This window comes from Paenibacillus sp. CMAA1364 (assembly GCF_054373195.1).
The window spans coordinates 21,624-34,392 of the sequence record NZ_JBITNB010000024.1; the positions used below are offsets into that span (position 1 = coordinate 21,624).

Consider the following 12,769-nt stretch of genomic DNA (forward strand, 5'->3'; position numbering starts at 1 on the left):
TATAGTTATATGAATGTGAAAATCGTTAAATAGAAATAAAACGTTGTCAGTATTATAATGTGAATATAGTGATAGTATAACCTAAATATATAGTAAGGAGTGATTTGTATGACGAAACAGAAATTAATATATACATCACCAGCGAATGGATACCCAGAATGGAATAATAACCCCGAAATATTCCAAATCAATCGAATGGATGCTCACGCTACATTAATTACATATCCTACTTTGACAGAAGCATTAGCCGGCAAATTCGAGGAATCTGCTAATATACATTCATTAAATGGAACTTGGAAATTTGCTTGGGCTAGCAATTCAGAGAAGCGTATTGCAGACTTCTATAAAAAGGATATGGATTGTAGTAGATGGGATGATATCGTCGTTCCATCCCATTGGCAACTTCAAGGGTATGATTATCCGCAGTATACGAATGTTAAATATCCATGGTCTGAGCATGAAGATATCAAGGCACCTTTTGCTCCAACGAAGTATAACCCTGTGGGGTCGTATGTACGAACTTTTACAGTTCCTGAAGCATGGGGGGATAACCCAGTATATATTAGCTTTCAAGGGGTTGAATCCGCTTTCTACATATGGTTGAATGGTGAATTGGTTGGTTATAGTGAAGATTCTTTCACACCTGCAGAATTTGATCTAACGCCATACTTAATAGCTGGTGAGAATAAATTAGCTGTGGAGGTCTATCGCTGGTGTGACGCTAGTTGGTTAGAGGATCAAGATTTCTGGCGTATGAGCGGAATCTTTCGGGATGTCTATTTATATACGAGTCCGAAGATTCATATCTTTGACTTCTTTGCAAAAGCTGACCTAGAGGACGATTTGCAGAATGGACAGCTATCGTTATCAGCAACTGTTCATAATTATAATGAATTAAATGTTGGGCAAATCAGCATCGAAGCAGCATTATATGATGACTCTAATCAAGCTATATTGGCACAACCGCTGAGTATGACGACTTCCCTTGATGATAAACCATCCACTCAACTTGAAGGAAAGATTACTGTCCAACAACCTGAGAAATGGAGTGCTGAGAAGCCATATCTCTATACACTTGTACTTGAGTTGAAGGATGCGAAAGGGAATACGCTTCAATTCATTAGTTGTAAAGTAGGATTTCGTAAATTTGGTATTGAAGATGGATTAATGAAAATCAATGGTGAGACGATCATGTTCAAAGGTGTAAATCGCCATGAGTTCTCACAACTTACAGGTCGTGCGATCAGTGTAAAGGATATGATTACAGATATTGTTCTGATGAAATCACATAATATCAATTCAGTACGTACATCTCATTATCCGAATCATCCGAAATGGTATGAACTGTGTAATGAATATGGACTATATGTTATTGATGAAATGAATTTAGAGACACATGGTACTTGGTATTATGGTCAAAAGGAACTTGAAGATACTCTTCCTGGTAGTAAGGTAGAATGGAAGGCGAACGTTCTAGATCGTTGTAATACGATGTTCCAAAGAGATAAGAATCATCCATCGATTGTCATTTGGTCACTAGGTAATGAATCATTTGGTGGAGATAACTTCATTGCGATGTATGACTTTTTGAAAGAAGCAGATCCTTCTCGACTTGTGCATTATGAAGGGGTATTCCATTATCGTGGATCCAATGCTGCTTCGGATATCGAGAGCCAAATGTATACGCATATTGATAAGGTTGAAGAATATGCACGTAACAATCCCGAAAAGCCGTATATCATTTGTGAATATAGTCATGCGATGGGGAATTCCTGTGGTGGACTTAATGAATATTGGAAGTTGTTTGATCGTTACCCTATTCTACAAGGGGGATTCATTTGGGATTGGATTGATCAATCGATTCTGACGAAGACAGACGATGGTGTATCTTATTTAGCATATGGTGGTGATTTCGGTGAGTCTCCTCATGATGGAACATTCTGTGGAAATGGTCTGATATTTGCTGATCGATCCGTAAGTCCGAAGTTACTGGAAACGAAGAGATGCTATCAGAATGTGAAGTTCGTAAATGAGGATATACAGCAAGGTAAGGTTAAGATAACGAACCAACATTTATTTACCAATTTATCAGATTATGATTTAGTATGGATATTAACAAAAGACGGTGTGTTGGAACAAGGAGGAAGCCTGACGATTTCGATTGCACCGAATGCGACCGAAGTTATTGATTTGAAAGAAGCTATCCCTGTCTTAGGTCAACGTGGCGCAGAGTATATTCTAACGTTACGTGTGGTTCTGAGAGAAGATACACAGTGGGCTAACAAGGGCCATGAAATAGCCTATGATCAATTTATAGTAATGCCTTTGTCGTGGGAAGAAATCACATCGGATTCAACAACAGATGAACTTCCATCATTAAACGTTGAGAATGAAGAGGATGTACTTCGCATTAGTGGAGAGAGATTCCTTGTACAATTCAATAAGCATTCAGGCGAGATGTTCTCCTATCAATGGGATGGCGTAGAATTGATTCAACAAGCGCCTAGGCCTAACTTCTGGCGTGCCATGACAGATAACGATAGAGAGAATGGACATGAAGAACGAAGTGGAACGTGGAGAGAAGCGGGTATGAACAGAACACTGGTTCAGTTCACACATGAGATGCAAGATCAAAGCGTGAAGTTGACCACTGTGTATTCACTACCAACGGCTACCTCATCACAATGCACGATTACTTACATGGTTCGTGGAGATGGGGAGGTAATCCTAGATATGGATCTTCTTCCAGGGGAAGGATTGCCTGAGCTTCCAGAGATCGGGTTACTATTAACGATGGATGGTTCTTTTGATCAATTGGAATGGTATGGTAAAGGACCGCATGAGAATCAGTGGGATCGTAATTCAGGTGCACCAGTGGGTCTATATTCTGGTAAAGTTAGTGAGCAATGGACACCGTATTTACGTCCACAAGAATGTGGGAATAAGACAGATGTACGACATGCATCGATTATCAACGATCAAAAGGTAGGGCTCTTCATTCAAGGATCTCCATGGTTCGAACTGAATGTTCAATCCTACACGCCAACGGAAATCGAAGCAGCCGACCATGCCTATAAGTTACCGAAGTCTGATACAACAGTCGTACGGATCAATTACAAACAAATGGGTGTCGGTGGTGATGACAGCTGGGGTTCAAGACCACATCCAGAATATAGATTGTTTGGAAACCGCCCATACAGCTTCCGATTCCATCTTAAAGGTTATTAACTGTAATGAATTAAATAGATAGATAGGACTGATCTCAAAGGTTGCAGTATAGACCTTTGAGATCAGTCCTTTTTTTGTATTGTATTCTACATTACTTAAATTTTTTGCTGCACTGTATCTATTGCAAGACTGATCTCATCCTGGTTAGGATGAAGTCCTTCTTTTGGTATCAGCGTTCTGCCGATTAAATAATCAATAGAGACTTGGAATAAATCAGCTAGTTGGGATAATGTCTCGAAATCTGGTCTTCGTCGACTCTTTTCATAATGGGATAATGCTGCACGTGTAATGCCAATGGTGGAAGATACCTCTTCTTGTGTCCAACCTTTCTGCTCCCGCAATTCTGCAATACGATTCTCAATCTTCATTCATGTTCCTCCCTATACTTCATGACCATATATAAAAAAAACGTAGAAACAACTTGACATGATACATAATGTATCGTAAGTTAACAACATACCAATTGATACGTTATGTATCATTATAACGTCAAACCGTAAAAAAACACAACTTAGTTCTCATTAGAAATGTATTAGGAAGTCATGATAAAAATAAATCAGTCAACATAAAATGAATGGTTAGGAGCAATCTAGCTAGAAACTAATAAGTATCTATGAAGGAGATTACGATGGAACTGAAATTATTGATGAATATGATAAGAAAGCGTCTATGGTTAATGGTTAGCTTCATCCTATTGTGTACGTTGAGTACGGGATATTACAGTCTATATCACATAACGCCTATGTATGAAGCAACTAGCACCGTCATTGTGAATAAGGAGAACCAGAATGGTGAGGGCAAATCTGCATTAGATATGAATGTCATCAGCTCGAATATTATGCTTATTAATTCATATAAAGAGATTGTCAAATCAGCCACCATTATGGATAAAGTCGTACAAAAAAACCCTGAATTTAAGGTGTCATCAAAAGACTTAATGGAGCGTTTAAAAGTGACAACGACACAAAATTCACAAATCATTACATTGACAATTAAAGATACCTCTTATAATCGTGCTATGAATATCGTGAATGCTATTTCACAAAATTTAAAAAGTGAGATCCCCATCATTATGAAGGTAGATAACATTTCTATACTCGATGTGGCACAGCCGCAGCTCGTAGCAGAACCAGTTAGCCCCAATATCATATTAAATATTGTCATAGCACTGGTCGTTTCCTTCATGATAGCCATTGGGTTCGTTCTAGTGAAAGAGTATCTGAATGATACGGTAGAGAATGAAGAGGATGTTGAACGTTATTTAGGATTAACAACGTTAGGAACAATACAGCCGATGAAGATAAAGAATATGAAAATACGCACAAAACGTAAATCCAAAGAGAAGATTGGAGAACATTATGCGTCGATCAGCTAATCATACGAAGTTAATCATGAACTCTAATCGTAGATCATCCATCTCGGAAGGATACAGGAATCTACGAGCTAACATTCAGTTCTCAAGTTGGGATTATAAACTTCAAGTTATGGCAGTTACCTCTACACAAGCAGGTGAGGGTAAAACGACAACCATTAGTAACCTAGCTGTAGCTTACGCACAAGATGGCAAACGAGTATTACTCATCGATGCAGATTTAAGACATCCTTCCATTCATGAAGCTTTTGGTGTGAGCAATCAAATAGGGCTATCCAATCTATTAGCTAATCAATGTTCTAGTGATGAAATCCTAAGAATTACGGAAATAGAGAATGTAACGCTTGTAACTGCAGGCGCAATTCCTCCCAATCCTACGGAGTTACTCTCATCTGGTAGATTAAATGAGATCATTGAGGTATGGAAGGAATCATTCGACATCATCTTATTGGATACTTCACCAATCATGGCAGTGGCGGACGGGTTAATTGTGGCTTCGATCAGTGACGGCGTTATCCTTGTTGTGAACGCAGCGGGGAAAGTGAAACGGCAGTATATTCTGAGGTCAAAAGAAAGATTAGAGAGTGTGAAAGCACGCATCCTAGGTGTCGTTCTGAATAATAAAAAGTTCAGTAAATTAGAAGCACAACAATACAATTATTATGGAATGCAGTAATTCGAAGAGTGATTTGTAAGATCTAAAGGTCATGCCTATGACACCTTTATCAGAATAGGCACTCGAGCACGCTGTGGGTATGAGAAGTACCTTAGACGTACATCGTCGATAGTGTGTTGTGAGGATGGGTTTAATGCCCTCTTTTTTATAATGCTACAACATTCTATTGAGGATAAGGTAGGAGCGTAAATGGATAAAAAAATATGTGTGATGGGTCTCGGTTACATTGGTTTGCCAACGGCAAGTCTACTTGCGGTTAAAGGATATGAGGTACACGGGGTAGATATTAATCAATATGCTGTGGATTTAATTAATCAGGGTGAAGTTCATATCTATGAACCTGACTTAGATATTATGGTGAAAGCTGCTATACAAAGTGGTCAACTACATGTCTCTTCAGAAGCAGAAGAAGCTGATATCTTCATTATCGCGGTACCGACACCATTCCAAGAGGATCATATACCTAATATCTCCTATGTGCATAATGCAACTGTAGCCATTGCTCCTTATTTAAAGCCAGGGAATATCGTCATATTGGAATCAACAAGTCCTGTTGGAACAACGGAGAAGATCTCCAATTGGATATTAGAGGCAAGGTCAGATCTAAGTATATCGGATTCAACACATTCGGTATGCAATCGTATTTATGTTGCACATTGTCCGGAAAGAGTCATGCCAGGTCAAATATTACGAGAACTAGTTGAGAATGATCGAATCATTGGTGGGATCGATGGTGTATCTACGAAAAAGACAGTTGAATTCTACAAGCAATTTGTGAGTGGAAAAATATTAGAGACCAATGCCAGAACGGCAGAAATGGCTAAATTAACGGAGAATTCCTTCCGTGATGTCAATGTTGCATTCGCTAATGAACTTTCTCTAATATGTGATCATTTAGATATCAATGTCTGGGAATTGATCCAACTTGCCAATCATCATCCCCGTGTTCAAATCTTACAGCCTGGTCCAGGTGTTGGCGGACATTGTATTGCCGTTGATCCGTGGTTCCTTATTGATGCAGCGCCAGAACAGGCAAAGCTTATTCGTACAGCAAGAAATGTTAATGATTATAAACCAGGATATATTGTGGACCGTGTTTGCGATCGAGCAGAACGTTTCAAATCACCTGTTATCGCTTGTCTTGGTCTATCCTTCAAAGCAAATATTGATGATCTACGCGAGAGTCCTGCGGTTCAGATTGTAGCATATTTATCACAAAGACAAGTAGGTACAATTTATATCGCTGAACCCCATATCCATGAATTGCCGGAATCTCTCCAACTCGAACATGTTAATCTACTAGCCAATACAGAAGAAGCTATCCGCAAATCTGATATCGTACTATTACTTGTTAATCATGAAGTATTTCAAGAAATCGACAGAAATCTATTGAAAGAGAAAATAGTAATTGATACAAGAGGTTTCTTTAACTAAAGTATTGAGATTAAGGTTGGTGTAAGAAATATGAATACTTTGTTAGCAAAGGTTAGAAGATTAAGGAACATGCCTCTAGATCAAGCTGTCCAGAAGATATTGTTCATAACGGGCATGAAATTTGTCTATCGAATAAGGAAATACCGAAATATGATTAGACCGATACAAATTAATCTAGGTCAATTCAGAGGGTTTCATAGTGAAGCTAATTATTTCTTTCGTGTGGAAGATCGCAATACGTACATAGAACAACTAAGAACATTGAAGCTAGTGGATTCGATTGTTTATGATGCAGATCGAATCTGTGATCATCAATTTGATTTGTTAGGTTCTGGAGATGTACATGTGGGAGATAAATGTCCGTGGAATGTGGATTTCAAGACGAACTATAGATGGAAGAATACCTTTTATAAACACATTGCTATTGTTGACCTTACCAATAAGGCAGACGTGAAAGTACCCTGGGAATTATCTAGATTCCAACATGTATTTACATTGGGGAAAGCCTATTGGCTAACGAATGATGAGAAGTATGCCATAGAATTCCAGGAACAAATAGAAGATTGGATCACTCACAATCCAATCGAAATGTCTGTCAATTGGACGTGTACGATGGATGTTGCTATTCGAGCTGTGAATTGGATTTCCGGTTGTTACTTTTTTCGAGAGAGTCCATCCATTTCAGCAACATGCTGGGAAAGAATACATGCTTCATTATATTTACATGGTCCATTTATCTTGAGGAATTTGGAGAATACAGGAGAACATACTGGCAATCATTATCTATCTAATCTAGTTGGTTTAGCAAGTCTGGGTATTTACTTCGGCGAGTTTAGAATAACGGAAAATGAAGAACCAACAAATCATCCGAAACAATGGCTTGAATATGCCCATTCAGAATTAGAACGTGAGATGTTCGTACAAGTCAATACCGATGGAACGAATTATGAGGCATCAACCTCATATCATCGGCTTGTGACGGAATGCTTTTTACTTACGACGGTATTATGTGCTCATAATGAGATTTACTTCTCTGTGGAGTATGCCAATCGATTGGAAAAGATGTGCGAATTCATATGTCAGACATTGAAGCCGAATGGCTTAACACCTGTGGTTGGCGATGCCGATGATGGGCGTTTGCTGATTGTATCCCAATATGGGTCATGGGTCCGAAATGATTATCGTCATTTATTAATGGTAGCGGGTGAATTCTTCGATCGAGATGATTTTAGATTCTATGCTCAAGGAGAAGAAGAGAATTCCTTATGGATTACGGGGTCTTTCAGTACGGAGTTCAATTCACCATCAGAACAGTTAAGATCGATTGCATTCCCAGATGGTGGTTATTATGTGTTGCGTAATGATTATGTCTACTGTCTTATTCGGTGTGGTGAGCTATCCTTCCGTGGACATGGTGCACATAGCCATAATGATCAATTGAGTTTTGAATTGCAGATCAACGGAATAGATTTCTTCATCGATCCCGGATCATATGTATACACTGCAGACTATCGAATGAGGAACTTATTTCGAAGTACAGCGATGCACAATACGATTGAAGTAGCGGGTAAAGAACAGAATGATTTCGAAGAGGACAACTTATTCTTGATGCGTGAGCAGTCTTTTTCTCAATGTGAGATGTTTACGGATTCACTATTTGTTGGTCATCACCATGGATACAGGGATAAGTTAGGTATCACACATCGTCGAGCATTATCAATTAGCGAGAATAAACTTGTGATACTCGATGTCTTGGCTTATGAAGATACTTCGAAAGAACAAGAATTAATGTACATAGCCTCATATATATTATCTCCAGGGGTGATCGTAACACAGTTCGAGCACCTACTAACACTTAAGAGAGATGGGATTATTGTTGAGATCTCATATGAAGGCCAAGAAGAAATAGAAGTAATAGAATGTTGGGTGTCTAGTCGATATGGCGTTCGCGAAGCTAGCCAATGTATTCAAGTAAGAGGTACCTCACTTACAATGAAAACAAAAGTTCAATGGTCTAGTAGAGCAATAACAGATGATAGAATCCATCATTGCGGAGATAAAGTATATATTTGAAGAAATGAGGTGGTTGATATGAATGTTGCTAAATCCATGGCGAAACAAGTCTTAGCCTATCTTCCATATCGTTATGTGAATGTGGGGAAAGAATTTTTTGAATGGCAGCAGAAGTTGGAAAGGTTGAAGGAGATGAGTGAGCAACAGATTCTTGAAGCTCAATTCCAATCTTTCAATAATATAGTGAATCTAGCATATCATGAGACAACATTTTATCGTGAATTGTATGATAATCATGGGTTCCATCCTTCTCAACTGAAGGATCCTTCAGATATCCAACGCATTCCAACGGTTACTAAATTAATGGCTAAAGAACGTGGTCTTGATTTTATCGTATCTCGATATGATCCTAAGAAGTTATCTATAGGTACAACAAGTGGAACAACAGGAAGTTCATTAACCATATATTCAAATCGTCGTATTGAGCAACGAGAGTGGGCAGCAACTTGTTATTTATGGTCGAGTGTTGGATACCAACCTGGCGATGGACGAATTGAATTTAGAGGTTATTTCCCAGGTGGTGAGGATTACACTTTTGATCGATATCATCGCGTTCTTCGAATTAATGTGACTAAGCTAACAGGAGGTAATATTCATAGTATCTGGAAGGTTATTCATGACAGTGGATATGAGTTCATGCATGGATACCCATCATCATTAAGTCAAGTGTCCAAATTAGTCTTAGAGCACAATATGATGGGACAATATCTGCCTACGGCAATTCTCATGGCTTCTGAAAATATATATGAGCATCAGGTTGCCACCATATCTGCAGCTTTCCCCACGTCGAAGTTACATGGTCACTATGGTCAGTCTGAACGTACTATCATGGCAGGATGGACAGATGATACTAAAGTCTATAGCTTCGTCCCGTTATATGGATATGTTGAGAAGGATGAACATAGTAATGGCTTGATTGGAACATCATTTATTAATGATGTGATGCCATTTATACGTTATGAACTTATGGATATGACATCAGATTTCATCCCTTCACCACATCATGCCAGACATTTGTTCCCTTCGATTTCTTCTATTGATGGCCGTAGTGGTGAAATGATGTATAAGCCCAATGGAGACATGGTGTCATCAAGTTTAGTTGCCATTGCAGTTCGTGGGACGAAAACAGTGACTGCATGTAAGTTAATTCAGCATCAATATAATGAAGTCGATATTTTAGTGGAGACATTCGCATCCAAGGATCAGGTGATAGAAGAACTTCAAATGGTTTTACAAAGACTAAAGACTATCTTTACAGAATCGATGAACTTTAATGTCCAGATCGTGGATAACATCCCAAGACAAATCTCTGGGAAGTTAAAGACAGTCGAAGTAATGATCGGACAAGAAGGATACACACCATGAAGATCATCATGGTTGGCCCTATGCCGCCACCTATAGGTGGCATATCTGTTCATATCAAGCGGTTGCAAGAGCGATTGCAGACCGAAGGAATCCATTGTGATATATATAATGAAATGAATGAGAGTCGGATAGAGGAGAATATCTACTCTTTACATGGATACAAAAGATTCCTATTTAAGATTCCCTTTATACGCGGGGATCTTTTTCATTTTCATAGCATTAACCGCACTGTGAGAATATTGTTAGGGTGTTATTCAATGTTGGGTAAGAAGGTCATCCTAACGGTACATGGTGAAAGTCTCATGCAACAGATTAACCATTCAAAGCCATTCATTCGATTTCTATTATTAAAAAGTCTGCAACGAATAGATCAGATTATTTGCGTGAATGACAAAAATACATTAGAACTGATCCGTCTTGGTATAAGTGAACATAAAGTGAGTACGATTCCTGCTTATATCCAACCTGTGGAGCGTGAGTCAGATGATCTTAAGATCCCTGATACAGTATTAACTTTTATGAAAGATACTAAGTTTGTCATTACCGCGAATGGGTTTATCCGGTTTCATGAGAAGAAGGACTTATATGGCGTGGATATACTAATTGATCTTCTGGAGGAATTAAGACAGGGGAAGGTAGATGTTAGGATTCTTTTTGCAACCTTAGGAGTCGCAAACCAAAGTATAGAAGAACAACATTATTATAATGCATTGCGAAATAGACTAAGAACGCTTCATCTTGAAGATCACTTTTTATTTCACGAGGTTACCAATACAGAACTTTTCCCTATTGTGAAAAAGAGCCATCTATTTATTCGTCCTACCATTATCGATGGTTATGGCGTATCCATTGCAGAATCACTGCATTTCTCGATACCTGCTATTGCTAGTGATGTTTGTCTTCGACCAAACGGTACGATTCTATTTCAATCGGGTAACGTTCAAGATTTAACACAGCGAGTGCAGGACATCATTAATAATTACACGGTATATAAACAGAGTGCGAGCTTAATTAGACCAAAGGATTATTCTTCGAATGTGATAGAGCTCTATAGAAAAATAGGTGGACAAAGGAGTCTAGAAAGTAAAGTGATCCTTGATGAATGTCGTAAATAAAAGAATGTTCTCGAATGGCTTAATCTATTTATTCTCATCCATCTTCACGCAATTAATGAATCTTATCCTGATTCCCTTGTACACTAGGAACCTGTCCCAAGAAGATTATGGACATTATGATCTGATTATTAGTGTTCAACAGTTATTAGCTATTGCAATTACACTTGGCGTATATTCGGGTATGATACGATTCTTTCATGACTATGAGAATAAGAATGACCTCAAAAATGCAGCCATGTCATTCTCCATAATTTGGGGGGGCTGTTGTACTGGGTTGGCATGGTTAGCTAATCCATGGCTGTATCCCCTATTGTTCGGCGATGACAACCATGGCAATCTATTTATCCCACTTATTGTCATGAGTTCAGTGTTAGTCTGTTTCAACAAGACATATTCAAGTTATCACGCTATGAAATTTAATGCTCTAAAATCTAGCAGTATTCAGCTCTCAACGATTCTAAGCACACTATTATTTGTATATATCTTCTTTATTACATTTAACATGGGTATTGTTGGTATATTATTAGCGCAACTATGTGGGAATTTAGTTATATTTCTTTTTGTATTTGTGGTGGATTTACGGCATTTCAAATGGCGCTTGGATGTAGGACAACTCAAGAATATGCTGCGTTATGGATCGGGGCTTATGCTAGGCGATGTGTCTTCTTGGGTGCTAACTTTAAGTGATCGATTCTTAATTAAAGGATATATGAATCTCTCTTCCGTTGCTGTCTATTCAGTTGGATACAAAATTGGGATGCTGATTAATCCACTATTTATTAACCCGTTCTCATCGATGTTCACACCGTTTAAATTCTCAGTATATAAAGAAGAGAACGGAAGGGAACAAATCGGTAGTATGTTTCGACTCTATAATTTTATAGGTTGGTTTGGCGTGTTGGGACTTTCCTTATTTGCTAATGTTGCCATTGATTTGATTGCGCCTAAGGAATATGCAACAGCGTCCAATCTAGTGCCTATTATTGCTCTTTCCTATTTTTTATCAGGTGCCATATCTTTTTATTCATTAGGGCTCCACATTGCAAATAAGATGCGTACGAATTCTATGATAACGATTCTAGCTGCACTTATTAATATTGTTGCTAATATGTTATTAATTCCTTGGTTAGGGATATACGGTTCTGCACTATCTACCGTTATTGCTTATATGATAGCTAACGGTGTCTTTTATCATTATGGATCGAAATATTATCAGCTTGGTTTCGGTTTGTTATATCCGTATAAATTCCTGTCCATTATCGTTCCGATATATGGGGTTTATTATTATTTAACACATATCTTCAATTACATATTTATTGATTACTTTGTTATGGAACTACTCCTTAACACGGTTTTGTGTGCATTTTTTGTGTGGTTCAGTATGAAATGTAAATTTATCTCTAAAGAAGAAGTCGTAGGCGTCTTACAGAACTTTCGAAAGCGTAAACTACCGGATTCAGTAGTAAATGAAGCGAGTTCTAACACATGAATTGTCAATTTGTTCGA

At 38.2% G+C, this 12,769-nt stretch carries 8 protein-coding genes and 1 pseudogene; 8 read left to right on the plus strand and 1 reads right to left on the minus strand.

All coding sequences use genetic code 11. The features are described 5' to 3' along the window. Positions 1–108 precede the first annotated feature (108 nt). Positions 109–3,228, plus strand: a complete 3,120-nt coding sequence (gene lacZ, locus ACH8E3_RS13230) for a beta-galactosidase, LacZ type (protein ID WP_458633112.1) — start codon at positions 109–111, stop codon at positions 3,226–3,228. A gap of 163 nt (positions 3,229–3,391) precedes the next feature. On the opposite strand, the pseudogene ACH8E3_RS13235 reads toward lacZ, so the two are convergent. Continuing rightward, positions 3,392–3,596 (minus strand): annotated as a pseudogene (locus ACH8E3_RS13235) (helix-turn-helix domain-containing protein); the annotation flags it as partial. 260 nt (positions 3,597–3,856) lie between these two features. Between ACH8E3_RS13235 and ACH8E3_RS13240 the strand changes: the two are divergent. The 7 genes from ACH8E3_RS13240 (at position 3,857) to ACH8E3_RS13270 (ending at position 12,752) form a co-directional block, all read left to right on the plus strand. Further along, positions 3,857–4,603: a YveK family protein gene (locus ACH8E3_RS13240; RefSeq protein WP_458633113.1), complete on the plus strand. Its 747-nt coding sequence runs from the start codon at positions 3,857–3,859 to the stop codon at positions 4,601–4,603. Continuing rightward, entirely contained in the window at positions 4,587–5,276 is a 690-nt protein-coding gene (locus ACH8E3_RS13245) for a CpsD/CapB family tyrosine-protein kinase (protein WP_458633114.1), read from the plus strand. Before ACH8E3_RS13240 ends, ACH8E3_RS13245 begins: the two co-directional genes overlap by 17 nt. Before the next feature lie 189 nt (positions 5,277–5,465). Beyond that, positions 5,466–6,710 carry a UDP-N-acetyl-D-mannosamine dehydrogenase gene (wecC, locus tag ACH8E3_RS13250; RefSeq protein WP_458633115.1) on the plus strand — a complete coding sequence of 415 codons (1,245 nt, stop codon included), beginning with the start codon at positions 5,466–5,468 and terminating at the stop codon, positions 6,708–6,710. A 30-nt stretch (positions 6,711–6,740) separates the two neighbouring features. Continuing rightward, entirely contained in the window at positions 6,741–8,783 is a 2,043-nt protein-coding gene (locus ACH8E3_RS13255) for a heparinase II/III family protein (RefSeq protein ID WP_458633116.1), read from the plus strand. 18 nt (positions 8,784–8,801) lie between these two features. Further along, complete coding sequence (locus ACH8E3_RS13260; RefSeq protein WP_458633117.1) at positions 8,802–10,148, plus strand: hypothetical protein; 1,347 nt, start codon at positions 8,802–8,804, stop codon at positions 10,146–10,148. Next, on the plus strand, positions 10,145–11,263 hold the full coding sequence (locus tag ACH8E3_RS13265) for a glycosyltransferase family 4 protein (protein WP_458633118.1): 1,119 nt from the start codon (positions 10,145–10,147) through the stop codon (positions 11,261–11,263). Before ACH8E3_RS13260 ends, ACH8E3_RS13265 begins: the two co-directional genes overlap by 4 nt. Continuing rightward, positions 11,247–12,752 (plus strand): lipopolysaccharide biosynthesis protein, encoded by a 1,506-nt coding sequence (locus ACH8E3_RS13270; protein WP_458633119.1) that lies wholly within the window; start codon positions 11,247–11,249, stop codon positions 12,750–12,752. The genes ACH8E3_RS13265 and ACH8E3_RS13270 overlap by 17 nt, the downstream gene beginning before the upstream one ends. The last annotated feature ends 17 nt before the right edge of the window (positions 12,753–12,769 follow it).